The organism is Pseudomonas palleroniana (assembly GCF_003031675.1).
Taxonomy (GTDB): Bacteria; Pseudomonadota; Gammaproteobacteria; order Pseudomonadales; family Pseudomonadaceae; genus Aquipseudomonas; species Aquipseudomonas palleroniana.
In genome coordinates this window covers 40,230-65,128 of the sequence record NZ_PYWX01000087.1, presented here as the reverse complement: position 1 = coordinate 65,128, position 24,899 = coordinate 40,230, and the positions used below count along the sequence as shown (strand labels likewise).

At 61.5% G+C, this 24,899-nt stretch carries 17 protein-coding genes and 2 pseudogenes; 12 read left to right on the top strand and 7 right to left on the bottom strand.

Annotated elements, in window-relative coordinates:
• Positions 1 to 55: 55 nt before the first annotated feature.
• Complete coding sequence (locus C9383_RS26810) at positions 56 to 934, bottom strand: LysR family transcriptional regulator (protein ID WP_090368542.1); 879 nt, start codon at positions 932 to 934, stop codon at positions 56 to 58.
• 114 nt (positions 935 to 1,048) lie between these two features.
• Between C9383_RS26810 and C9383_RS26805 the strand changes: the two genes are divergently transcribed.
• The 3 genes from C9383_RS26805 to catA are packed head-to-tail and all read left to right on the top strand — an operon-like array spanning position 1,049 to position 3,451.
• Positions 1,049 to 2,176, top strand: coding sequence for a muconate cycloisomerase family protein (locus C9383_RS26805; RefSeq protein ID WP_090368544.1), 1,128 nt, complete (start codon positions 1,049 to 1,051; stop codon positions 2,174 to 2,176).
• Between the two features lie 12 nt (positions 2,177 to 2,188).
• The gene (gene catC / locus C9383_RS26800; RefSeq protein WP_060754411.1) at positions 2,189 to 2,479 is read left to right on the top strand and encodes a muconolactone Delta-isomerase; all 291 of its coding nucleotides are present in this window, start codon (positions 2,189 to 2,191) and stop codon (positions 2,477 to 2,479) included.
• A gap of 42 nt (positions 2,480 to 2,521) precedes the next feature.
• Positions 2,522 to 3,451 carry a catechol 1,2-dioxygenase gene (gene catA, locus C9383_RS26795; RefSeq protein ID WP_090368546.1) on the top strand — a complete coding sequence of 310 codons (930 nt, stop codon included), beginning with the start codon at positions 2,522 to 2,524 and terminating at the stop codon, positions 3,449 to 3,451.
• A gap of 123 nt (positions 3,452 to 3,574) precedes the next feature.
• Here catA and C9383_RS26790 read toward each other — a convergent pair whose 3' ends face one another.
• A complete protein-coding gene (locus C9383_RS26790; protein WP_090368548.1) occupies positions 3,575 to 4,048 on the bottom strand; it encodes an Lrp/AsnC family transcriptional regulator in 474 nt (157 codons plus the stop codon).
• A gap of 144 nt (positions 4,049 to 4,192) precedes the next feature.
• Between C9383_RS26790 and kynU the strand changes: the two genes are divergently transcribed.
• Together kynU and C9383_RS26780 are read left to right on the top strand one after the other, a co-directional pair.
• Complete coding sequence (gene kynU / locus C9383_RS26785) at positions 4,193 to 5,443, top strand: kynureninase (protein WP_090368550.1); 1,251 nt, start codon at positions 4,193 to 4,195, stop codon at positions 5,441 to 5,443.
• A 165-nt stretch (positions 5,444 to 5,608) separates the two neighbouring features.
• Positions 5,609 to 7,015: an amino acid permease gene (locus C9383_RS26780; protein WP_090368552.1), complete on the top strand. Its 1,407-nt coding sequence runs from the start codon at positions 5,609 to 5,611 to the stop codon at positions 7,013 to 7,015.
• Here the strand turns inward: C9383_RS26780 and C9383_RS26775 are convergent.
• Positions 6,961 to 7,857: a LysR family transcriptional regulator gene (locus C9383_RS26775; RefSeq protein WP_090368556.1), complete on the bottom strand. Its 897-nt coding sequence runs from the start codon at positions 7,855 to 7,857 to the stop codon at positions 6,961 to 6,963. The genes C9383_RS26780 and C9383_RS26775 overlap by 55 nt on opposite strands.
• Positions 7,858 to 7,939: 82 nt before the next feature.
• Between C9383_RS26775 and C9383_RS26770 the strand changes: the two genes are divergently transcribed.
• The 4 genes from C9383_RS26770 to C9383_RS26755 all read left to right on the top strand — a co-directional run bounded on the left by C9383_RS26770 (position 7,940) and on the right by C9383_RS26755 (position 12,302).
• Positions 7,940 to 8,704 (top strand): sulfite exporter TauE/SafE family protein, encoded by a 765-nt coding sequence (locus tag C9383_RS26770; protein WP_090368559.1) that lies wholly within the window; start codon positions 7,940 to 7,942, stop codon positions 8,702 to 8,704.
• 63 nt (positions 8,705 to 8,767) lie between these two features.
• A complete protein-coding gene (locus C9383_RS26765; protein WP_060754404.1) occupies positions 8,768 to 9,664 on the top strand; it encodes a LysR family transcriptional regulator in 897 nt (298 codons plus the stop codon).
• Positions 9,665 to 9,767: 103 nt separating this feature from the next.
• Complete coding sequence (locus C9383_RS26760; protein WP_090368562.1) at positions 9,768 to 10,661, top strand: NAD-dependent epimerase/dehydratase family protein; 894 nt, start codon at positions 9,768 to 9,770, stop codon at positions 10,659 to 10,661.
• A gap of 195 nt (positions 10,662 to 10,856) precedes the next feature.
• The gene (locus C9383_RS26755; protein WP_090368565.1) at positions 10,857 to 12,302 is read left to right on the top strand and encodes a SulP family inorganic anion transporter; all 1,446 of its coding nucleotides are present in this window, start codon (positions 10,857 to 10,859) and stop codon (positions 12,300 to 12,302) included.
• Here the strand turns inward: C9383_RS26755 and C9383_RS26750 are convergent, their stop codons facing one another.
• On the bottom strand, positions 12,303 to 12,683 hold the full coding sequence (locus tag C9383_RS26750; RefSeq protein WP_090368568.1) for a lysozyme inhibitor LprI family protein: 381 nt from the start codon (positions 12,681 to 12,683) through the stop codon (positions 12,303 to 12,305).
• Positions 12,684 to 12,877: 194 nt separating this feature from the next.
• On the opposite strand from C9383_RS26750, the gene C9383_RS26745 reads away from it, so the two are divergent.
• From C9383_RS26745 to C9383_RS26735, 3 genes are read left to right on the top strand one after another with little or no spacing between them, the layout of a single operon-like run.
• Positions 12,878 to 14,281: a GntT/GntP/DsdX family permease gene (locus tag C9383_RS26745; RefSeq protein WP_090368571.1), complete on the top strand. Its 1,404-nt coding sequence runs from the start codon at positions 12,878 to 12,880 to the stop codon at positions 14,279 to 14,281.
• A 26-nt stretch (positions 14,282 to 14,307) separates the two neighbouring features.
• Positions 14,308 to 15,168 (top strand): MurR/RpiR family transcriptional regulator, encoded by an 861-nt coding sequence (locus C9383_RS26740; RefSeq protein WP_060754399.1) that lies wholly within the window; start codon positions 14,308 to 14,310, stop codon positions 15,166 to 15,168.
• 1 nt (position 15,169) lies between these two features.
• Positions 15,170 to 16,633, top strand: coding sequence for an N-acyl-D-amino-acid deacylase family protein (locus C9383_RS26735; RefSeq protein WP_090368574.1), 1,464 nt, complete (start codon positions 15,170 to 15,172; stop codon positions 16,631 to 16,633).
• A 359-nt stretch (positions 16,634 to 16,992) separates the two neighbouring features.
• Here the strand turns inward: C9383_RS26735 and C9383_RS28785 are convergent.
• From C9383_RS28785 to C9383_RS26725, 3 genes and pseudogenes are all read right to left on the bottom strand, one after another.
• Positions 16,993 to 17,586: pseudogene (locus C9383_RS28785) on the bottom strand (methyl-accepting chemotaxis protein); the annotation flags it as partial.
• Between the two features lie 309 nt (positions 17,587 to 17,895).
• Positions 17,896 to 18,912, bottom strand: a pseudogene (locus C9383_RS28780) (methyl-accepting chemotaxis protein); the annotation flags it as partial.
• A 164-nt stretch (positions 18,913 to 19,076) separates the two neighbouring features.
• On the bottom strand, positions 19,077 to 24,770 hold the full coding sequence (locus tag C9383_RS26725) for a membrane-targeted effector domain-containing toxin (RefSeq protein WP_090368580.1): 5,694 nt from the start codon (positions 24,768 to 24,770) through the stop codon (positions 19,077 to 19,079).
• Between the last annotated feature and the right edge of the window lie 129 nt (positions 24,771 to 24,899).

Here is a 24,899-nt window from a genome sequence, read left to right as displayed (position 1 = left end):
CAGTCAACGCTGTATCGACTGGTACCCCGCCATCGGGAGCAAGCCCCCTCCCACATTAGTTTGTCAACGCTTCCACCAGTTGCAGGCAATGACTGAGCCCAGGCGACTGGTCATTCACCCGGCGGCTGAGAATGATCGGCGAGGTCGCGGTGCTTTCCACTATCGGTGTGTAGCCGATATCGGCGCGGTGCAGCACCTGCACCGAGGCCGGCACCAGCGTCAGGCCCATGCCTGCGCCGACCAGGCCGATGGCGGTCTGCAGTTCGTTGGTCCATTGCGCAACCTTGAGGCTCAAACCCTGCGCGTCGAACAGTGCGATCACATGGTCGGCATAGCTGGGGCGCGGGTTGCCGGGGTAGAGCACGAAAGGCTCGGAGGCCAATTGAGCGAGGGTCGCGGGCGCGTCGAGCAACGGGTGGCCGGCCGGCAGCACGGCCACCAGCCGATCTTCCACCAGCACACGCTGGACGATGGCCGGGTCGTCGATGCGAATACGCCCGAAGCCCACATCAATGCGCCCTGCCTTGAGGGCTTCGACCTGCTGCAAGGTGGTCATCTCCGACAACCCCAGCTCCAGTTCCAGCGTCTCGTGATTGCGCAGCCGGCGGATCAATTCCGGCAGCACGCCATACAGGGTCGACGGTGCAAAGCCGATGCCCAGCCAGGTTTTCTCGCCCAGGCCGATGCGCCGCGTGTTGTCGCAGACCGTGTTCAACTGCTCCAGCAGCACCTTGGCGTGCTCATAGAAAAACCGTCCGGCTTCGGTCAGCCGCAGCGGCCGGCCGCGCTCCAGCAGCGTCACGCCCAGCTCATCTTCCAACTGCTGGATCTGCCGGCTCAGCGGCGGTTGGGCAATGTGCAGGCGTTCGGCGGCGCGGGTGAAGTTCAGGGTTTCACCCAGTACCCGGAAATAGCGCAGATGACGCAGTTCCATATCGACTCCTTTGATACCTGTAGGGTATCGCTTGAGACCAATTCTATATTGGAAGCCCGTGAAATTGCGCAGCAGAATCGGCTCAAACCCATAAAGAACCCAGCGGGTATAGTTATGCCGATTTGTACCATCGAGTCGATCGAGACGATCATCGTCGACCTCCCGACTATCCGCCCGCACAAGCTGGCGATGCACACGATGCAGAACCAGACCCTGGTGATCATCCGCCTGCGTTGCAGCGACGGTATCGAAGGCCTCGGCGAAGCCACCACCATCGGGGGCCTGAGCTACGGCAACGAGAGCCCGGACAGCATCAAGGTCAACATCGACCGGCACTTCGCCCCGCTGCTGATCGGCCAGGACGCGAGCAATATCAACGCGGCCATGCTGCGCCTTGCACGCAGCATTCGCGGCAACACCTTCGCCAAATCCGGCATCGAAACGGCCTTGCTCGACGCCCTCGGCAAACGCCTCGATCTGCCGGTCAGCGAACTGCTCGGCGGGCGCGTACGTGATGCCTTGCCGGTGGCCTGGACCCTGGCCAGCGGCAATACCGAGCAAGACATTGCCGAGGCCGAAAAGATGCTCGACCTGCGTCGCCATCGCCTGTTCAAATTGAAGATCGGCGCGGGTGAGGTGGACCGTGACCTGGCCCATGTGATCGCGATCAAAAAGGCCCTGGGCGATCGTGCCAGTGTGCGGGTCGACGTCAACCAGGCCTGGGACGAGGCGGTGGCCCTGCGCGCGTGCAGGGTGCTGGGCGATAACGGTATCGATCTGATCGAACAACCGATCTCGCGTAACAACCGTGGCGGCATGGCGCGACTCAACCTGTCGAGCCCGGCGCCGATCATGGCCGATGAGTCTATCGAGTGTGTGGAAGACGCCTTCAACCTGGCTCGCGAAGGCGCCGCCTCGGTGTTCGCCCTGAAGATCGCCAAGAATGGCGGCCCGCGCGCCGTATTGCACACCGCTGCGATTGCCGAAGCGGCAGGTATCGGCCTGTATGGCGGCACCATGCTCGAAGGGGGAATCGGCACCCTGGCTTCGGCCCATGCCTTTCTCACGCTGAACCAGTTGGCGTGGGGCACCGAACTGTTCGGTCCGCTGCTGCTCACCGAGGACATCCTGACCGAGCCACCGGTGTATCGCGATTTCCAACTGCATGTCTCCACCGCACCGGGCCTGGGCCTGGCCATCGATGAAGAGCGCCTGGCGTTCTCGCGTCGTGATAAACACTAAGAGGCGCCTGCCATGTTGTTCCACGTAAAAATGACCGTGAACCTGCCTTTGGACATGAACCCCGAACGTGCAGCGGCCTTGAAGGCCGAAGAGAAAGCCTTGGCGCAGCGCCTGCAGCAAGAGGGCCAGTGGCGCCACCTGTGGCGGATCGCCGGGCATTACGCCAACTACAGCGTGTTCGATGTCGACAGCGTGCAAGCGCTGCACGACCTGCTGATGCAATTGCCGCTGTTCCCTTATATGACGATCGAGGTCAACGCTCTGTGTCGTCACCCATCGTCGATCCATGACGACGACCGTTAAGCCTGCTTCTACACCGAATAACTACAAGATGAGGAATGCACCATGTCCATCCGACTGTCCCAGACGCTGCACGCCCAACAGTTTCTTGAAGAAGTCAGCGGTAACCTCAATGACGGCGGCAACCCGCGCACCAAGACCCTGATCTACCGTATTTTGCGCGACACCGTAAACATCATCGAAGACCTGGAAGTGACTCCGGAAGAGTTCTGGAAGGCGGTCAATTACCTCAATGAGCTGGGCAAGCACCAGGAAGCCGGTTTGCTCGCGGCCGGACTTGGCCTTGAGCATTACCTGGACCTGCTGATGGACGCTGCCGATGAGCAAGCGGGCAAGTCCGGCGGCACGCCGCGCACCATCGAAGGCCCGCTGTATGTGGCCGGGGCGCCGCTGAGCAAGTACGAAGCACGGCTGGATGATGGCCTGGACGACGCGGTGCCGCTGTTTATGCGCGGGCAGGTGCGCGACACCGACGGCAAGCCACTGGCGGGGGCGATTGTGGATGTGTGGCAGGCCAATACCGGCGGCACTTATTCGTGGTTCGACTCCACGCAATCGGAGTTCAACCTGCGCCGGCGCATCGAGACCGATGCCCAGGGCAACTACCGTTTTCGCAGCATCGTGCCGTCCGGCTACGGCTGCCCGCCAACCGGCCCAACTCAACAATTGCTCGATCAACTGGGGCGTCATGGGCAGCGGCCGGCGCATATTCACTTCTTCATTTCGGCGCCTGGGTACCGGCACCTGACCACGCAGATCAACCTGTCGGATGACCCGTACCTGCATGATGACTTTGCCTATGCGACACGCGATGAGTTGATTGCCCAGATCCGTTTCAGTGACGACCCGCAGCTGGCACGGGAGCTAGGTGTGGAAGGGCGTTTTGCGCAGATTGATTTTGACTTTGAGTTGCAAGCCGCCGCCGCGCCGGTAGAGCAAAAGCGCATGCAGCGAGTTCGCGCTCTGGAAGACTGAACGCGGTCAAAAAATGTGGGAGGGGGCTTGCTCCCGATCGCGGTGTGTCAGTGGCTGATATGTCGACTGATGCACCGCTATCGGGGGCAAGCCCCCTCCCACATTGGATCTGTATTGTCGGCGTTATTTGCGCACCACCAGGTCGAGCACTTCGTCCCGATCCTTGATCTTCTGCAACACAATCTCCGAACGTATATCCATCACCCCCGCCGTGCGGTTCAGGTGGTTCACGATAAAGTCCGAAAAGTGCTTGAGGTTGCGCGCCTGCACGCGCAACACATAGTTGCTCGCTCCGGTAATCACGTATGCACTGGCCACCTCCGGCCAGCCTTGCACCTTCTTGATGAACGTCTCATGCCAGTCCTCCACATCCTGGCGCAGCGACAGGTGCACGATGGCCTCCAGCTCGATGCCCAACCGCTCGGCATTCAATACGGCGCGGTAGCCGCTGATGATTCCCTCGCTCTCCAGCAGGCGCAAACGGCGCAGGCAGGCGGACGGCGACAGCGCGACTTTTTCCGCCAGTTCCTGGTTGCTGATACGGCCATCCTGTTGCAGGAAATGCAGGAGGCGCAGGTCGGTGGTGTCGAGAATCATGCTTAGAATAAATCCGCGTGTTTGGGGGTTAAATTCGAATTTCCTACAGCTTAATTAGCCTGTTGCGCGGCACTTTGCACGAAAATTCTCTAAAACTTCGTTCATTATTTGGCTCAACGTCACTTATAAAAACCAGGACCGCCCATGACCACTCGAAGCCACTGCCAAGCCCTCGATGCCGAGGATCCCCTTGCCCCGTTGCGCAACCGGTTCGCCCTGCCTGCGGGGGTGATCTACCTCGACGGCAATTCCCTCGGCGCCCGCCCGGTGGCGGCCCTTGAGCGTGCGCAACAGGTGATCGCCGAGGAATGGGGCGATGGCTTGATTCGCAGTTGGAACAGCGCCGGTTGGGCACAGTTGTCACTGCGCCTGGGCGATCGCCTGGCACCATTGATCGGCGCACGGGAGGGCGAAGTGGCGATCACCGATACCACGTCCATCAACCTGTTCAAGGTGCTCAGCGCCGCGTTGAGCGTGCAGCGCCAACGCCAGCCTCAGCGCAAGGTCATCGTCAGCGAGGCGAGCAACTTCCCAACTGATTTGTATATCGCCGAGGGCCTGGCCGAGTTGCTGCAGCAGGGCTATTGCCTGCGCCTGGTGAACAGCCCGGCTGAACTGCCCCAGGCCATCGACCAGGATGTCGCGGTGGTGATGCTCACCCACGTCAACTACAAGACCGGCTACATGTACGACATGCAGGCGCTCACTGCCTTGAGCCACGAATGCGGCGCGCTGAGCCTCTGGGACCTGGCTCACTCTGCGGGTGCAGTCCCCATTGATCTGCACCAGGCCGAGGCCGATTACGCGATTGGCTGCACCTACAAGTACCTCAACGGTGGGCCGGGTTCCCAGGCGTTTGTGTGGGTCAACCCGGCGCTGGTGGATGTGGTGCGCCAGCCGTTGTCGGGGTGGTTTGGGCATACCCGACAGTTCGCCATGGAATCGACCTACGCCCCCAGCGTCGGCATCGCGCGTTATCTGTGCGGCACCCAGCCGATCACTTCGCTGGCCATGGTGGAATGCGGCCTGGAGATTTTTGCCCAGACCGATATGGCCAGCCTGCGCAAAAAATCCCTGGCGTTGACCGACCTGTTTATCGCATTGGTTGAAACCCGTTGCGCCGCCCACGGCCTGGTGTTGATCACGCCCCGTGAGCATGCCCGGCGTGGCAGCCATGTGAGTTTCGAACACCCAGAAGGCTATGCGGTGATCCAGGCGTTGATCGCCCGTGGCGTGATCGGTGATTACCGCGAGCCGCGCATCATGCGCTTTGGGTTTACCCCGCTTTACACCGGCTTTACCGAGGTATTTGACGCCGTGCAGATCCTTGGCGAAATCCTCGACAACCGCACCTGGGACCAGCCGCAATTCAAGGTGCGCAACAGCGTCACCTGACAGGCATGCAGGTCTAAATGTGGGAGGGGGCTTGCTCCCGATAGCGGTGTGTCAGTCACCCAATGCTTTGACTTCAGACCGCCATCGGGAGCAAGCCCCCCTCCCACAGTAACTGCGCCAACACCACACCCACTGTGCAATCACAATAATAAAGGGGCACACCACGTGACCACGCCAGACCACGGCTTTGCAGAGATCACCCACCGCGAACTGGGCCTGAGGCGCCAGCTCACCTCCGGCCAGATGAGCATGATCGCCATCGGTGGCGCCATCGGCACAGGGCTGTTCATGGGCAGCGCCTATGCCATCGGCTACGCCGGGCCCAGTGTGCTGGTGAGCTACGCCATCGGCGCGTTGATCACCTTGCTGTTGATGGGCTGCCTGGCGGAGATGACGGTGGCTCACTCCACCTCGGGCTCCTTTGGCGCCTATGCCGAGTTCTACATCAGCCCGCTGGCCGGTTTCCTCGTGCGCTATGCGTACTGGGCGGCGATTGTGCTGGCGGTGGGTGCCGAGGTCACGGCGGTGGCGATGTACATGAAGTACTGGTTCGCCAATGTGCCGGAGTGGGTGTGGATCGTGTCGTTTTCCAGTGTGCTGATCCTGCTCAATGCGATCAGCGTGAAAACCTTCGGCAACTTCGAGTACTGGTTCTCGACGATCAAGATCAGCGCCATCGTCGGCTTCATCATCCTTGCGGTGTACGTGGTGTTCGGCTCCGGCAACCCGGAATACGGCGTGCACAACTACACGTCTCACGACGGTTTTTTCCCGCATGGCCTGAGCGGTATGTGGATCGCGGTGATCGTGTCGATCTTCAGCTATTTGAGCGTGGAGATGATCGCAGTCGCCGCCGGTGAAGCGGCAGACCCCGAGCAGGCAGTGAAAAAGGCCTTTCGTGCGACCATCGTGCGCCTGGTGGTGTTCTATCTGCTGACCCTGGCCCTGATGCTTGCCATCGTGCCGTGGAGCCAGGCCGGGCAAACCCAGAGTCCGTTTGTCACGGTGATGCAGACCATCGGTATTCCCGGCGCCACCGGCGTGATGAATTTCGTGATCCTGATCGCGGCGCTGTCGGCGATGAACAGCCAGCTCTACATCACCACGCGCATGCTGTTCAGCTTGTCGCGTGCAGGGTTTGCCCCCAAGTCCATGGGGGCGTTGAGCAAGAGCGGCATTCCGCTGAATGCCTTGCTGTTGTCCAGCTCGGGGATTGCCTTGGCGACCTTGTTGAACGTGGTGTACCCGGAAAGCTCGTTCACCCTGATGATGGCGATTTCGATGTTCGGTGCGATCTTCACCTGGTTCATGATCTTCCTCACGCACCTGTTCTTCCGCCGCTATCGCCAACGCCATGGCGGGCCGAAGCTGTCGTTCCAACTGCGGCTGTTTCCCTACAGCACCTTGCTGGGCCTGGTGTTGATGGGGGCGGTGATGATCACCACGTACTTCACCGAGGCGTTCAAGATGACCCTGGTGTTCGGCGTGCCGTTCCTGCTGATTCTGTCGGCGGTGTACTACGGTTTTTTCCGCAAGGGCAAGGCCAAGGCGTCGAACAAAGCCCTGGCGTAACCCGGTAGATGGTCGAACGAGCGTGCGCATAGCAGCAGCTGTCGACAGGCCCACGCTTCGCGCAATGGCTGGGCCTTGAAGCGGCGCTGCGACGGCCAGCGGTCCAGGGCGGCCTGGGGCACGATGCCCAGGCCGGCACCGCGGGCGACCATGCGCATCACCCCCTCAAACCCTTCGGCACGGATGCGCGTCTGCAAGCGAAACCCGCTGTGCAGCGCCTGTTCCTCCAGGTAGATCGACAGCGCGCTGTCGGCGCTCAGGCCGACGAAGTCGTGTTGCAGGCTGTCGATAAAACTCACGGTGCCGGCTGCCAAGGGATGCTCGAGGGGCAGGATCAACACCAGCGGGTCATCGCGAAACGCCAGGGTTTGCAGGCCGTGGGTATCCACCGCGTCGGAGATGATCCCCAGGTCTGCCGTGCCTTGGCGCAAGGACTGGGTGATACGCAGGCTCGGCAGTTCCTGCAGGTCGATCTCGAGGTTGGGGTGTTCGCGCAAAAAGTCCGCCAGCAATTCCGGCAGGTATTCGCTCAGGGCCGTGGTGTTGCACAACAGGCGTACCTGGCCCTTGATCCCTTTGGCGTATTCCGCCAGGTCCTGTTGCAAGTGCTCGGCCTGTTGCAACAGCAAGCGGGCATGCCGGGCCAGGGCTTTGCCGGCGGCGGTGGGCGTGACACCGCGACGGCCGCGCTCAAGGCACTCGACCCCCAGCGACGCTTCCATTGCGCGGATGCGTGCGCTGGCCGCCGCCAGTGATAAATGGCTGCGCGCCGCGCCTGCGGTGATATTGCCGGTGTCGAGGATATGCAAGTAGAGGCGCAGGTCGATCAGGTCAAAGTGCATGGCATGTGCCTACGGCAAAACAAGAGTCTGCCTCAGTATATGGCGAATTTTCGGCCAGCTCGAAAAACGCCACAATCGCGGCATGAATACTTTCCTCGCGTTCTACCAGAACATAGGCCCGGCCCTGACGTTGTGGGTAGCTGGCACGTTTTTGCTGGCCGGTACCGTCAAGGGTGTGATTGGCCTTGGCCTGCCCACGGTGGCCATGGGGTTGCTCGGCCTGGCTATGTTACCGGCACAGGCTGCGGCATTGCTGATCATTCCCTCGATGGTCACCAACCACTGGCAACTGGCCTTTGGCGGCCATTTGAGTGACTTGCTCAAGCGCCTGTGGCCGATGCTGCTACTGATTTTCCTCGGCACCGGGCTCGGTACGCAGTGGCTGGGAATGGACGGTGGCCATGGGGCGGTGCGTGCGTTGGGCGCTGCGTTGCTGGTGTATGCGTTGAGCGGGTTGTGCTTGCCCACGTTCAAGGTCAAGCCTGAGACCGAACGCTGGTTGGGCCCGGTGTGTGGGCTGATCACCGGCGTCATCACTTCGGCCACTGGCGTCTTCGTGATCCCGGCGGTGCCGTATCTGCAGGCCATGGGCTTGAATCGCGATCAACTGGTGCAGGCGCTGGGGCTGTCGTTCAGCGTTTCTACACTGGCACTGGCGGCCGGGCTGCTTTGGCGTGGCACGTTGGGCGCTGGGGAAATCAATGCGTCACTGTTGGCCATGGTGCCTGCGTTGCTGGGGATGTGGCTCGGCCAGGTCGTGCGCCAACGCATCAGTGCGGCGGTGTTCAAGCGCGTGTTTTTTGTCGGCATGGCGCTATTGGGCGGTCATTTGCTGGTTGGCGGTTGAAAAGGCTTATTCGTGCGTTCCCGTTAAGGGTATTTTTGCAGGCACCCGAAAAGAGGACAGTCTGTGAAAGCCCGATCCGATGAGCTACAAACCTTCGTCAGCGTGATTGAATGCGGCTCGATTTCCGCTGCGGCGGAGCAGGTCGGTCAGACGCCGTCGGCGGTCAGCCGCACCCTGTCGCGCCTGGAAGCCAAGCTCGAGACGACGCTGATCAATCGCACCACGCGGCGCATGGACCTGACCGAAGAGGGCAAGTACTTCTTTGAGCAGGCCAAGGTGATCCTGGCGCAGATGGATGAGCTGGAAGAACGCCTGTCGTCACGCCAGAAAAAACCTGCCGGGCGCTTGCGCATCAATGCTGCCGTACCGTTCATGCTGCATGGGATATTGCCGTACATCGCCGAATTTCGCAGCCTCTACCCCGATATCCAGCTGGAACTGAACAGCGATGATCTGATCATCGACCTGCTGGAACAGAGCACCGACATTGCCATCCGCATCGGTACGCTGGCCGATTCGACCCTGCATGCGCGCTCCCTGGGCTGGTCGCCGTTGCACATCCTGGCCAGCCCCACCTACCTCAAGCAGTACGGCACACCGAGCACGGTGGCCGAATTGGCGGATCACACCCTGCTGGGGTTCACCCAGACCGAAACCCTCAACCATTGGCCGCTGCGCCACGTGGAAGGCGACCGCTGGCTGATCCGACCCGGCATCGCCGCCTCCAGCGGCGAGACCCTGCGGCATCTGGCGTTGGAAGGGCAGGGCATTTGCTGCCTGTCCAACTTCATGACCTTCGAAGACATCCACGCCGGGCGCCTGGTGCCGGTGCTGGAAACATTCAACAGTGGTTACCGCCAGCCGATCAACGCGGTGTTTTACCGCAACTCGCAACTGGCGCTGCGCATCCAGTGCTTCCTGGACTTTATCCAGGCCAAGCTGGCGCGGTATGCCCGCTGATTCGTGACTTGAGCGCAAGAGTGAATTGGGCGCGGAGGGCTTATTTGACGGGGATGGGGGGCAGATACTGGCTCCCACATTGATCTCGTCAGGAGCACACTCCATGAACGTATTCGTAACCGGTGCAGCCGGTTTTATCGGCGGCTCCATCGCCACCGGCCTGGTCAAGGCCGGCCACACCGTGACCGGTCTGGTACGCAGCGCCGAACAGGCCGCTGAAATGACCGCCCTGGGCATCACCCCAGTGATCGGCACGCTCGAGGATGCCGCGCTGTTGACCACGCAGGCTCAACAAGCCGATGCAGTGATCAACGCCGCCAGCAGCGACCATCGTGGCGCTGTAGAAACGTTGCTCGCCGCGTTGAAAGGTTCGAACAAGCCGTTCCTGCACACCAGCGGTTCGAGCATCGTGGGTGATGCGTCGGGCGGCAAGGCCAGCGATGTGATCTATTTTGAAGACAACCTGCCGGAGCCGACGGTCGACAAGGCCGCGCGGGTGGCCATCGATAATCTGATCCTCGCTGCCGCCCAAGAGGGCGTCAACTCGGCGGTGATCTGCAACACCCTGATCTACGGCCACAGCCTGGGCGTGAAGCGTGACAGCGTGCAATTGCCGCGTTTGCTCAAGCAGGCGCGCAAGAGTGGGGTGGTGCGCCATGTCGGCCCGGGGCAGAACATTTGGTCCAACGTGCATATTGAAGACGTGGTGGCTCTGTACCTGCTGGCCCTGACCCGGAACGTACCGGGCACTTTCTACTTTGTAGAAAGCGGCGAAGCGGCGTTTGCCGACATGACCCGCGCCATGGCCGAAGCCCTGAAGCTGGGTCAACCCCAGGATTGGCCATTGGCCGAAGCTGAAGCCGAGTGGGGCTATGAAATGGCCAACTATGGCCTGGGCTCCAACAGCCGGGTGCGGGGCAAACAGGCCCGTGAGTTGTTGGGATGGGAGCCCAGGCGTCAGTCGGTGATCGAGTGGATTCGCCACGAGATGGTTTGATGTTCGTTTGATACCGTGGCGCTGCCTATCGGGAGCAAGCCCCCTCCCACAGTTGCCTGCATTCCAAAGCTGGAACGCGGTCAATTGTGGGAGGGGGCTTGCTCCCGATAGGCACGACTCGGTCCATAAGGCTATCCCCACCCGCCTCATTTCCGTACCATTCCCCGCCTTATCCCCGCAATGCCCTGGTACCTCATGAAGCTCTCCCGTCTGCGCGCCGATGCCCTGGCCGGCCTCACCACGTCTTTTGCGCTGCTGCCCGAATGCATCGCCTTTGCCCTGGTGGCCCACCTCAACCCGCTGATGGGGCTCTACGGCGCCTTTATCATCTGCACCCTCACCGCGTTGTTCGGCGGCCGGCCGGGTATGGTCTCGGGCGCCGCCGGCTCGATGGCGGTGGTGATCGTCGCACTGGTGGTGCAGCACGGCGTGGAGTACCTGCTGGCGACGGTGTTGCTGGGCGGGCTGATCATGATTGCCTTTGGCGTCCTGCGCCTGGGCAAGCTGGTGCGCATGGTGCCGCACCCGGTGATGCTCGGCTTCGTCAACGGCTTGGCGATCATCATCGCGCTGGCGCAGTTGGAGCACTTCAAGAGCGGTGACACCTGGCTCAGCGGCACACCGTTGTATGTGATGGCGGGCCTGGTACTGGTCACCATGGCCATCGTCTACCTGCTGCCACGCCTGACCCGCGCCGTGCCGCCTGCCTTGGTGGCGATTCTGGGTGTGGGCCTGGCGGTGTACCTGCTTGGCCTGCCGACGCGCACGTTGGGCGACATGGCCCACATTGCCGGCGGCTTGCCGACCTTTGCGCTGCCGCAAATCCCCTGGACCCTGGAAACCCTCGGCATCATCGCACCCTATGCGTTCCTGATGGCCATGGTCGGGCTGCTGGAAACCCTGCTGACCCTGAACCTCACCGACGAAATCACCGAAACCCGTGGCTACCCCGACCGTGAAAGCGTCGCCCTGGGCGCGGCGAATATGGTCTCGGGACTGTTCGGCGGCATGGGCGGTTGCGCGATGATCGGGCAAACCGTGATCAACCTCAGCTCGGGCGGGCGCGGGCGGTTTTCCGGCGTGTTTGCCGGGGTGATGATCCTGTTGTTCATTCTGTTTCTGTCGCCGTTGATCGAGCGGATTCCGCTGGCGGCGCTGGTCGGGGTGATGTTCGTGGTGTCCCAGCAGACCTTCGCCTGGGCGTCGCTGCGGGTGATCAACAAGGTGCCGTTCAACGACGTGCTGGTAATTCTCGCGGTGACGGTGATCACGGTGTTCACTGACCTGGCGACCGCTGTGTTATGCGGCATTGTGATTGCGGCGCTCAACTTCGCCTGGCAACAGGCGCGTGAGCTGTACGCCGATGAGTCGCTGGAGGCCGATGGCAGCAAACTCTACCGCCTGCACGGCACATTGTTTTTCGCCTCGACCACGCCGTTTCTGAACCAGTTCGACCCGGCCAATGACCCGGCCCAGGTGACGCTGGATTGCCGTCACCTGAGCTTTGTCGACTATTCGGCGATTGCCGCGTTGATGACCTTGCGCGAGCGTTACGCCAAGGCGGGCAAGCACCTGCGGGTGCTGCATTTGTCGGAGCGCTGCAAGAAGCTGCTCAAGCGTGCCCGCGTTCAACCGGATTGATCAAGGCCCGACCAGGTCTTCCAATTCCTGGGCGCGGGTCTGGGTCATGTCCACCACGCAGCCCGAGCCATTGACCTGATCGATGCTGCCGCCGGTTGCGCTGCCGGCGAAGGCGCAATTGGCGTCACGGTACTTTATCCACAGGCGCTGCACGTCTTGCAGTTGCTGTTTACGTGGGCCGTCCTGAGCGGCAAGCGCAGTCTTGTAAGCTCTGTTCAGGCGTTCATCCTGCACTTTGGCGGCCTGGGTATTGCAACCGACCATGTCGGCGGTGGTGTTGGCGCTGTCCATGCACTTGTTCAACACGGCGTTATCGGCAGCTGAAGCTGTGCCGCACAGGGCGAGCAGCAGGGCGCCGGCGGCGAGGGATGAGCGAATCATGGTCGGTTTTCCTGGGCGTGAGTGAATGCGCATTCTATGACTTGGGGCGGGCGCCTGAGTTTCCGTTGTTCTCTGATCTTCATGTAAGAACACCCCCCGGATTTTCATGCACAGGTGTTGGGCATATCCCAACGCGACGGCGCTTATCCGTGGGCGAAAATTAATTTCATAAAAATTGAAAATACCACCGAGGAATGATTTATGAGTTTCACAACCTATTCGACGTGACCCTTTCCGAGGAGTACCGCATGGCCGCATCACCGGGCTTCGGGCTATTGGCATACGCTGCCATCGCCATCATTGCTTTGATCGTGCTGATTGCACGTTACCGACTCAACCCGTTTATCGTCATCACCCTGGTGTCCATCGGCCTGGCGCTGATGGCCGGGATGCCGGCGGACACGATCATGGGCTCGTATGAAGCGGGCGTTGGTAAAACCCTGGGGCATATTGCGCTGGTGGTCGCGTTGGGCACCATGCTCGGCAAGATGATGGCCGAGTCCGGTGGCGCCGAGCAGGTGGCGCGTACGTTGATCAACCGCTTCGGCGAGCGTAACGCGCATTGGGCGATGGTGTGTATTGCGTTCCTGGTGGGGTTGCCGCTGTTTTTCGAGGTCGGGTTTGTGTTGCTGGTGCCCATCGCGTTTACCGTGGCGCGGCGGGTGGGCGTGTCGATCCTGATGGTCGGCCTGCCGATGGTGGCCGGCCTGTCGGTGGTGCATGCGCTGGTGCCCCCGCACCCGGCGGCGATGATGGCGGTGCTGGCGTATAACGCGTTGGTGGGGCAGACCGTGCTGTATGCGATCCTGATCGGTATTCCGACGGCGATCATTGCAGGCCCTGTCTACGCCAAATTCATCGTGCCGCGTATTCAGTTGCCGGCGCAAAACCCGCTGGAGCGTCAGTTCATCGAGCGCGAACCGCGTACGCGCTTGCCGAGTTTCACACTGACCATGGGCACCATCCTGTTGCCGGTGGTGCTGATGATGATCGGCGGCTGGGCCAACGTGCTTTCCACGCCGGGCACCGGGTTCAATCAGTTCCTGTTGTTTATCGGCAACTCGGTGATCGCGCTGCTGGTGGCGACCCTTGTCAGCTTCTGGACCTTGGGGATCGCCCAAGGCTTCAACCGCGAATCGATCCTCAAGTTCACCAACGAATGCCTGGCGCCGACCGCGAGCATCACCTTGCTGGTGGGGGCGGGCGGCGGTTTGAATCGGATTCTGGTGGATGCAGGCGTCACCCATGAAATTCTCGGCCTGGCCCATGCTTTCCAGCTGTCGCCGCTGGTGATGGGCTGGCTGTTTGCTGCGTTGATGCGTATTGCCACGGGCTCGGCCACCGTTGCCATGACCACCGCGTCCGGCGTGGTGGCACCGGTTGCCATGGGCCTGGGTTATCCACATCCCGAGTTGCTGGTGCTGGCTACCGGCGCAGGTTCGGTGATCTTTTCCCACGTTAATGACGGCGGCTTCTGGCTGATCAAGGAATACTTCAATATGACGGTCATCCAGACCTTCAAGACCTGGACCGTGCTGGAGACGCTGATTTCGGTGATTGCGTTCGGCCTGACCTACGGCTTGTCTCTGGTCCTATGAGCCTGATTGTGTAACCCGGAGCCACCATGGACATCCTCTACCAGATTCGCGCCCGCCAGGATTCATTCAGTGCCGGTGAAGGCCGTATCGCCAAGCTGATGCTCGATGATGTGGGCTTTGCGGCGTCGGCCAGCCTGGAGGCGTTGTCGTTGCGGGCCGAGGTCAGCACGGCCACGTTATCGCGGTTTGCACGCAGTGTGGGGTGCCGCGACTTGCGTGACCTGCGCCTGCAACTGGCGCAGGCCAGCGGCGTCGGCAGCCGCTTCCTGGACCCGGCGGGGTTGCCGGAGCAATCGGCCTTTCATCGACAGATCCTGGGCGATATCGAGGCCACGCTGCGTCAGCACCTGTCAGGGTTCAGCCAGGCGAGTTTTGCCGATGCGGTCAGTGTGTTGAGCAAGGCGCGGATGATCCATGCCTTCGGTATGGGCGGCCCATCAAGCCTGTGCAGCGATGAGTTGCAGGTGCGTCTGGTGCGCCTGGGTTATTCGATTGCCGCCAGCCATGACCCGGTGATGATGCGCGTCACGGCGGCGACACTGGGGCCGGAACAGGCGCTGATCGTCTGCTCGCTCACGGGGTTGACCCCTGAATTGCTCGACGTGGTCGCACTGGCGCGCAACTACGAGGCACGCATCATCGCGATCACCCTGGCCAACTCGCCGTTGGCGCAGTTGGCGGACGTCGTGCTGGCGCTGCAACCGGCCGAAACCAGTTTTATCTACAAGCCCACCGCAGCGCGCTACGGCATGCTGCTGGCCATAGATCTGCTTGCCACCGAGCTGGCGTTGGCCCAGCCGGACGACAACCAGGAGCGGCTGCGCCGGATCAAGCTGGCCCTGGACGATTATCGCGGCGGCCCCGACAGCCTGCCCCTTGGAGATTGAGATGAAGTACGACACGTTGATACGTCAGGCGCTGATCATTGATGGCAGCAACACGCCGGGCTATCTCGCCGATGTGGGGGTTTTGGCTGGGCGTATCGAGGCGATCGGTGATCTGGCAACGGTCACCGCCGCACATGAAGTCGATGCCCGCGGCCTGGTACTGGCGCCGGGGTTTGTCGATGTGCACACCCACGATGACACGGTGGTGATCCGCCATCCGCAGATGCTGCCCAAGCTCAGTCAGGGCGTGACGACGGTGATTGTCGGCAACTGTGGCATCAGCGCCGCGCCGGTGAGTTTGCGCGGCGATCCGCCGGACCCGATGAATCTGCTGGGCACGCGCGCTGCGTTCACTTACCCGCGCTTTGCCGATTATCGCGCTGCGGTCGAAGGCGCCCAGCCGGCCGTCAACGTGGCTGCATTGATTGGCCATACGGCGCTGCGCAGCAACCACATGGACGATTTGCAGCGTACCGCCACACCGGATGAAATTGCTGCTATGCGTGGGCAGTTGCAGGAGAGCCTTGAGGCGGGTGCCCTGGGCTTATCCACAGGCCTGGCCTACGCCAGCGCGTTCCATGCAAAGACCGATGAGGTGCTGCAACTGAGTGAAGAGCTGACGGCCTTCGGTGCGGTGTACACCACCCATTTGCGCAGCGAATTCGAACCGGTGCTGGAGGCCATGGATGAGGCGTTTCTGATTGGTCGGCACGCCAAGGCGCCGGTGATCATTTCTCACCTCAAATGCGCCGGTGCGGGGAACTGGGGGCGCAGTCCGCAATTGCTGGCGTCGCTGGAGCAGGCGGCGAAAACCCATCCGGTGGGGTGTGATTGTTATCCCTATGCGGCCAGCTCATCGACCCTGGACTTGAAGCAAGTCACCGATGCGTTTCGCATTACCATCACATGGTCGACGCCGCACCCGGAAGTGGGCGGGCGCGATCTGCAGGACATTGCCGCCCAATGGGGGCTTTCGCTGATGGACGCTGCCCGTCGCCTGCAACCGGCTGGCGCGGTGTACTACGGGATGGATGAGGCAGATGTGCGACGCATCCTCGCGCATCCGCTGTCGATGGTGGGGTCCGATGGGTTGCCTGAAGACCCGTTCCCTCATCCGCGTTTGTGGGGCGCGTTTCCCCGTGTGCTGGGGCATTTCAGTCGGGACGTAGGGCTGTTCCCGCTGCACACGGCGGTGCACAAGATGACCGGCCTGTCGGCGGCGCGGTTTGGCCTGACCGAACGTGGTGAGATTCGTGAGGGGTATTGGGCTGACCTGGTGTTGTTCGACCCATTGCGCGTACGGGATGTGGCGGATTTCAAGGAGCCGCAGCGGGCGGCGCAGGGGATTGAGCGGGTGTGGGTCAATGGCGTGTTGAGCTACAGCGAGGGGCAGGCCAATGGTCAGCGCTCGGGGCGTTTCCTGGCGCGTAGCGGGGCGCTGGGCGGTGGGTTTTCGTCTCTGTAGTGGAGTTGCTTCCACGGGGGGCGTTGTCGTGCGTTTTATCGCAGGCAATAAAAAACCGCCTTAGTAGGGCGGTTTTTTTTGCAAACCCAGTGAGTAGCCGGGGTTGCTATCTCAAAGGACGCATTCGACCTGCGTCCCAAGGCTCACGTGTTCCGGTAAGTGCGCTGGAGGTAAGGCCCAACTCACGGAGGGCCGAGTATGTCTAAGTTTGCCTGTGGCGAGGGAGCTTGCTCCCGCTGGGCTGCGTAGCAGCCCCCAAAGCATTCACTGGGCTTTCAAGTCCGAATCGGCATCAACTTGATCAGGGCCGCTTCGCGGCCCAGCGGGAGCAAGCTCCCTCGCCACAGTGATAGCGCTATTTACACCCGGAAATGACTGACCATCTGCTGCAACTGGCTCCCCAATCGCGCCAGTTCCACGCTCGACTTGGCGGTCTCGTTGCTGGCGGTCGCCGTCTGCTCCGACACATCGCGCACATTCACGATGCTGCGGCTGATCTCCTCAGCCACGGCACTTTGCTGTTCGGCGGCCGCCGCGATCTGCTGATTCATCGACTGGATGTTCGACACCGTACGGGTGATGTTTTCCAGGGAGGCGCCGGCCTTGCGGGTCAGCTCGACACTGCTGTCGGTGAGGCTGCGGCTGTTGTTCATCACGTTGGCCACCTGCTGGGTGCCGTTCTGCAAACCGGCGACCAGGCCTTCGATTTCCTCGGTGGATTTCTGCGTGCGCTGGGCAAGGCCGCGTACCTCATCGGCGACCACGGCAAAGCCACGCCCGGCTTCACCGGCACGAGCGGCTTCAATGGCGGCGTTGAGGGCCAACAGGTTGGTCTGCTCGGCCACGGCCTTGATCACGTCCATCACGCTGCCGATCTTGTTGCTCTCTTGTTGCAGATGCGACATGGCGTCGGTGGAGCGCGCCACTTCGTCAGCCAGGCGCTCGATCTGGGCGATAGCTTCGGCGACCACCTTGTCACCCTCGCGGGCTTGGCCGTCAGCGTCGGAGGCCGCCAGGGAGGCTTGCTCTGCGTTACGCGCGACTTCCTGCACCGTCGCGGTCATTTCGTGCATGGCGGTGGCGACCTGATCGGTCTCGACCTTTTGGCTGTTGACGCCCGCGCTGGTCTGTTCGGTAACGGCCGACAACTCTTCGGCGGCACTGGCGATTTGCGTCACACCGTCACGGATGCCGCTGATCAATTCACGCAAGGTGGTGCCCATGCGCTGGATACCTTGTTGCAGCACGCCCAGTTCATCGCGGCGGGTGACCTGGATGTTGTGGCTCAGATCGCCGGAGGCGATGCGCTCGACCACCGCCAGGGTGTCTTGCAGTGGGCGTGTGATCTGGCGGGTGATCACCCAGGCAGCGATGATGCCAACCAGCAACGCCAGCAGGGTGCTGATCAGTTGCAGGCTGCGCGCCTGGGTACTTTCGGCATCGCGACGAGTGAGCTGGATGTCATACAGCTTGTCACTGAGCGTGACGATGTCGGCACCCTGGGTGGTCATTTCGGCGCGGGCAGCGACGATATTCGCGTTAGCGGCCTTGTAGTTCTGCAGGGCGCTGCGGTAGGCGCCGAGCGCGGTTTCCAGCGCGCTCAGTGCGCTTTGCTGGCTGGCGCCGAAGACGCTGTTGAGGTCTTTCAGGCCGGTAATGGCTTTTTCAATCTGTGCGGCGGCGCGGGCTTCGGTGTCCGGGTTGGTATCGCCGGTGTAGCCGCGCACTTCAAAGCGTGCCAGTTGGAACTGCATCTTGGCTTCGGCCACGGCCTGGAACTGCGCCAGGTGCTCCGAACTGTCAGGCATTTGCTTCACGGTGGCTTCCAACGCGTTGATCTGGGCGTTGGCGATATCGGCCTTGTCGCCCATCACCTGGCGTGAGGCGTTGCCGTTACGGTAGGCCTCTCGCATTTTGTTCAGGGATTGTTGATAGGCAGTGATGACACCTTTCTGCTCGTTGAGCAGCTTGAGGTTTTCCGGGCTCTTGAAACTGTCCAGCAGCTTCTGTTGCTGGGCGGCGAACGTATCCAGGTTGGCTTGTACGTTCTGGGCCACGGTTTCGTCGCCGTTGGCGAGCATGTACTGCAGGCGCGCAATGCGCAGTTTGGTCAGCGAGGCGTTGAGCTGGGTAATGTCGCTCATCCAGTTGCTGCGGTCGATCAGGCCGCCCAGGCTGGTCCAGCCGGTCAATGCCAGGATCGAGGTGAGGACAAGCACCAGGCCGAAGCCCAGGCCCAGTTTGAGGTTGACGCTGATGTTACCGAACCAGCTGTTCATTGAAAGCTCCGCAAAGTGTGATCTGAATGCTGGGCGGTGTTGTTGTTTGAGCCAGCTGAGGTATGTAGGCCATATCGGCAGCACGGCCAGAATCTGAAATGTCTTTTGTCCGGTAGATCGAAAGGGGGCCCCCGGCCGACGTGCGGGCAGGAGCCCCCGAGGCATCACGGTGCCGGTGTCAGATGGATCTCGTACTTGAGCGCTTCGATCAGCTGGCTTTGATAGACAAAACGCTTGTCGCGAATCCCCTCCCACCGGTTGATGAAGAATTGGCCCATGTCATCGATCTGAATCGGCGTGACCACGATGTCGCCACTGTTGGAATGGTGCACCAGGTTCGTCTCGTAGGCCGATGGCCGCTCGATGATGAAGTGTCCCTTGAGGCGCAACCGCTCGCGGCTTGGCGGCGCGGGTGGACGCATGGCGCGCCTGCCGGCGACACCGACCTGCAGTGTGAAGTCGCTGCGCAAGGCCAATGAGCTGGTCTCATCCACGACCCAGCCGCCCTGTTGCAGGATGCGTGCAGTGCCGGCGGCGGCATCGCGCACATGCAGGCTGACGGCATCCTGCAACTGGGCAATACCGGGCACCAACAGGTTCATATCGGTGTGCCCGCTGCCCATGAACGCCACCCACTTATGGGGCCCGAACGCCGCCTGGTCGGCCTTGATCACTTCGTTGGCGAAATAATTGAACAGCGTGTTGCGCGGGCTGCTGCCCCTGGCCCCTTTGGTGTGGTAGCTGGCAGTGCAATCCAGGGCGCGCACGCGCAGCCCGTATTTGTTGGCGGCCTTGATCACGTTGGTATAAGTGTTCGGCCCGGTGTACATGAGCATATGGCCCTGGTCCTGGGCATTCAGGTAGGCCTGCAAGCCGCTGGGCATTTTCAGCGTGTCATGCAGGATATCCAGTTCGTGCTGGTGCAGGTCGGTCAGCAGGTGTTCGACATAGAGCGTTTTTACCCCCTGTTTCTTCAACAGCTTCATGTGCTTGATCAGGAACTCCTTACTCGACTGCGCCGAGTGCGCTTCTCCGATGACAAGCCCGAGTTTTTGTTGAAAGAGGCGCTTGATCAGGTCCTCTTCGTTCGTGAGGTTGGCCAGGTAAGCCAGGGCACTGCGTCGTGGCGCTGTGTACCCGGCAAAAAAGGCTTCGGCGCGTTCGATCAAGCGTTCGCGAATACGCACGAACTCAGCGAACGTGGCCTGGCGAGGGTCGCCCTGATGCAAGGCGTAGCGTGTATCCAGGCCACGATGAGACGCTGCCAATTGCCCGGCCTGCTTCTTCATGGCGTGGGGCATGTCGAACTCGTTGAAGTGCGTGGTGCCGGCCCTGGCCGCAGGCGCCTGCGCCACTGCCGGTTGGGCGCGCACGTGCAGGTTCGTCGACAGCGACAACGTGAGATGCCCCCTGGACTGCGCCGCAGGCAAGGTGTCGACCCAGACGCCCACGGGCTGGTCAGGTGCCACGTCTTGAACGCGCAGCGCCAAGGTGTTTTGCAGATCGGCCAGGCCGGTGGTCATCGCGTGGCTTCCCATGCGGTCCTGCTCGACCAGGGCGATCCAGCCTTCCCCGGGGCGATTTTTCACGTTGCGCGCAATTGCCTGGTGCGAATAGAAATTTCGCAGCCGGCTCGAGCGTGGGATAAGCCGCTCGCCGTCGCCCAGGGCCAGTACGTGCTCCATGTGGTAGGAGCTCGACGCATCCAGCCCATCGATGATCACGTTGTGTTTGTGCGCTTCAAGCACCAGCTTGCGGAAACTGAAAGGCGCATCGGCAGCGAACCCCAAGGCGTGATCGACCCTGGCCAGATGCTCAGTGATGCGTTCAAGTGCCACCGCGACATTGCCTTCGACTTCGCGGTTGAGGATCTTCAGTTTGCTGCGAAACCCGTCAACCGGCAGGTTTTCGATGTACAGCCGCTTGAGCCCTTGCTCGGCCAGGGACTGCATGTTTTCGATCAACAATTGTTTGCTGGCGATGGACGCATTATGGGCGCCGATGAGCAGCTGTTTACCCGGCGAGAACAAAAGCTTGAGCAGTTCGGCGTGCGCGGTTTCTGCGGCCACTGGGGGGACTTGCGGCTTGATGGGGTGTACGCGGGGACGCAGGAAGAAAGCCTCGGCATCCTTCGTCAATTGCTCGATCTGGCCGACGTAGGCATTGCGTAGCGGCTGCAACTGGTCGTAGACGTAGCGCTGGGTAGCGCCGATGACGTCGGGATCCCAATTGGTGACCAGCCGGGCTTTGAAGCCTTCATCGAGTACGGCTCGGAAATATTTACCTTCGCTGGGCGAAATCTCGTATTTCGCCAGCGTGTCGTCGACCTCTTCGGGTAGCAGCTCATATTTCTTGCGCCCGCCACCGGTCACGCCGGAACGCACCCAGCGACCCTCGGTATCCTGGTTGACCAAGCGTGCGGTCGAGCGCATCTGGCCGGAGGCCGGGTCCTGGCGATAGAGCAGGTGGCGGCCCAGGGCATCCGGGGAGGGCTTGATCCAGTAGGGTTGGCCATCGAACAGCAGCGGTTGCATGTCTGGCGGGCTGGTGGGTTCGAGTTGTTTGAGCAGTGCGCTGTCAGCCGCCTGTTTGCCGGTTTTGAGTGTCGGACGCAGTGCGTTGAACGGCCCGCGAAAGGCAGGTCTCAAGTCAAACAGCAGCGCACCGCCCAGGTTGGCCAGGTACCCGATGTAATGCAGCAATGCACCGTCGCGGTCACCCTGGTGCCACGCGTTGAGCGCGAGCAGCGCATCCTTGAAGGCGAGCAACCCGCCGAGGGTCAGGCTGAGAATCGGAAAGGGAATGGTCGCGATGGCGGTGACCCATTCGACGCAGGTCCAGACAATGCCCATGATCATCTGCGTACGGTTCACCGTGGTGGCGTGGACGTCGTCGATCCGGCGTTGCAATACCATGTTGTAGAACTCGTGACGCAGGTCGGTCAAGGGCGTGACGCGCTCGATGCTGTCGTAATGGGGGCGGCTGGGGCTGGTGCGGTTGATGTCGTCGGGCAGGCCCTTCTTGGCGGTTTCGAGTACATCCCGGATACGTGCCTGGGACTGCTGCGCGGTGCGGCTACAGAAATATTCCACCGCACCATCGAGGGTCTTGAGCAGGTAGTTGAACAGTTTCGCTTCACGAAAACTGATGCCATCCGGGGCATTCGGGGTGTACAGCAGCACCGGGTTATCCGCGTGGCTGAACAGGTAAACGCCCATGACCCAACTGCCGTCGATAAACAGGCGATGTATTTTGTAGGCGGTGCGCTGGGTCACTGCGCTCTGGCCCAGGCTGCTGATCGCCTGGGTCAACCAGCTCAGGTCGACACTGGCGATATGCCCTTCGAGACGTGATTGCAGAGCGGCATTTTGCATTTGCAACTGGGTGATCTTCAGCGTGGCATTGCGCCTTTCGGTATAGCCCGGGTTGTTGGCGGCCTGCAATTGCGTGTGTACCAGGTCGGTGTAACGTTTGCCGATCCATACGCCTCTTACCGCGGCTGCGACCTTCTGCGGGGTCAGCGCGCTCAGGTCGACACCGGGCGGGCCACGAAACGTCGCAGAGCTGGAAAAGTCTTCGTTGATAAACCCCACGTTGTCCGCGTACCCGTCGCGATACAGTTCGGTGTAGGACACAGGTTTCGGCCCTTGGCCCAACAACGGTTTGGGGGTGTAGGCAAAAACCAGGTCCGGGTCGACCTTGTTGTGCATCCGGCCCAACAGCTTGTTGAGGCTGAGGGTGGCCTGCTCATGCACATACGCGGCAAAGGTCGGGAAGTTGGCCTCCGCATCCGGCCGGGCGTTGTAGGTGCGTAAGGCGCCTTCGGCATCTTCGGCGAGGCTTGTCAGGCGGATGCGCTCAGTTTGAGAGGCGGAACGCAGCCAGAGCGGGCTGCTGTATTCATAGTCGTCGATCAATTGCGCCATCAGGTGCTCAACCATGGCGTCCAGGCAGGCATTGTGGGTGCAGGGCTTACCCAGGGTGACTTCCTCGTGCTCCATGGCATCCGGTCGAAAACCCAGCTTGCTGGCGACAATGCGCATGGTCGGCCGAAAGCGCTGTGGCACTTGCTCCAGCAGGTAGTCGACCATGGTTTTTCCGTTATGCCGGGTCGTGTCCGCCGCCCAGGCGAGAATGTGCGTCTGGCATTCGCGCAGGCTGTTGAAGCCGATAAACATTTGCCCCCTTGGTGAGTCGGGAGTGCACAGCAGTAAGCGTTTGGGTTGCCCGTTGGCGTCGTTCTCGCGCAGCAGCCACAGGTCCTTGAGCTGCGCGCCATGCAGCAGCACGGTCTGCGCACGCAGCGCCGAGCCGGGCGTGCTGCGCAATTGTTCAAACAATTGATAGTCGGCCGCGCTCAAGTGGCCTTGCAGGTTGGCGGTATAGGCCAACAGTGCCAGGCGTCGATCGAGCATGGCTTTGGTCGCCTGGCGGATTTCGGGCGTAGCCACGGCTTTTTTCTGCTGAGCGGCAAACTCCAGGCGCGGGTCCAGCGGTTGCAACAGGTCGAGCAGGCTTTGTGGCGTGAGGTGCGCGTGGCGACCTTGCAACGGTGCGCCGGCGTAGCTCAGGGTGGTGTGCTTGAGAAAGGCTGAGCCGGGCAGACGGTCGTCGCTGTGCAAACCCGCGAGGGCGACATCCACCAGGCTGCGCTGTTGCACGTAGGCGCCCACATCCTCCACTTCGCGGCGGGTGGTGACGAGCAGTTGCTGCGGGTCGAGGTCATGGATCTCCAACTGGTCGGCCAATTGTTCGAGCAACTGGTAATGGGCCAGGGCACCAGGGGTTATCCAGGAGCCGAACAGTTCGAGAAATATCTGCCGGGCCTGGTTGTACTGGACGATGCAGTCCGCCAGGTTGGCTTGCTTCGCGTCATCGGCGCTGCGGTACCAGTCGGGCAAGCTTTTATGCAACGCCCACTCCAGCAGGCGCTGGCGCCGCATTGCCAGGCGCTGGGACAGGTCGGGCAGGGCCGCACTGATAGCGGCGTCCAGCTCTTCGATCAACTGCGCACTGTCAGTGCGCGGGTTATTGACCAGGCTCAGCGCAAGGTCGATGTCCAGGCGACGTTTGTCGAGCAGCGCCTGGTAGCTGTGTTCGAACACCAGCAGGTCGTCGATCGGCCGCAGCTCCAGCGGCCAGATGTCGGCGACGCCCAAGTGTTGATAACGCACCGGCAAGTGCCGGAGGATTTCTCCGCGCTCGGCTATGTTCGCTTTCAGGCTCTGGTCGAGTTCGAGCAGGGTATCGAACCCATACAGGCCCGCCGATGGCGTAAAGAGCAGTACCGGGCCGAGCGCGGCATCGCTGGTCAGGCTATCGACCACCGGGCTCGGCTGGCGCGTCAATACAAATGCGCCGGCGAATTCGACGCTTTGCTCCTGATAGGTGAACGTCAATGCATAGATGCCTGGTCGCAACGACGGCACGCGTGAGCAATCCTCAAGCATGCGCAGGTCGACCGGGTTCAGCAGATGGTCCTTGATATTGAGGCTGGCCTCCCGTTCCAGTGCCGTGCTGCCGGCGGCGTAGCGCATGAAGGTCTGACGGCCTTGACCGGTGACGGAGCTGGTGTCATCAAGGTCTTGCAACTGTTCGTTCAGTTTGGCCCGCAGGCGGGTCAACAACGCCTTGCCGCCGGTTTGGCTGAGGTCGACTTGGGCCAGGTCCTGATAGAGCGCACGCGCCTGGTCGAGGAAAGTGTGGTTGGCTTGCTTGAGCGTGGCGTTCAATTTTTCCAGGTCAGTCAGCTCCTGGGGCGGTGGGGCAGGCTTGCTGGCTTGGCTGCGCAGGCTCGGATCAATCTCAAGCAACTGCGCATGCAGTTGCTCAAGTTGGGATGCAGAGGGTGTGCTCATGGCACCGTCTCCAATGTGATGGAAGGAGCCTCAGCATGAGATGCCGGCTTGGAACGACGGCGGTAGATAGGTACGTGCGCAGGGCTCATCACAGACGACGCATGTGTGCTAGTCTGCTGGCCCTTTTAG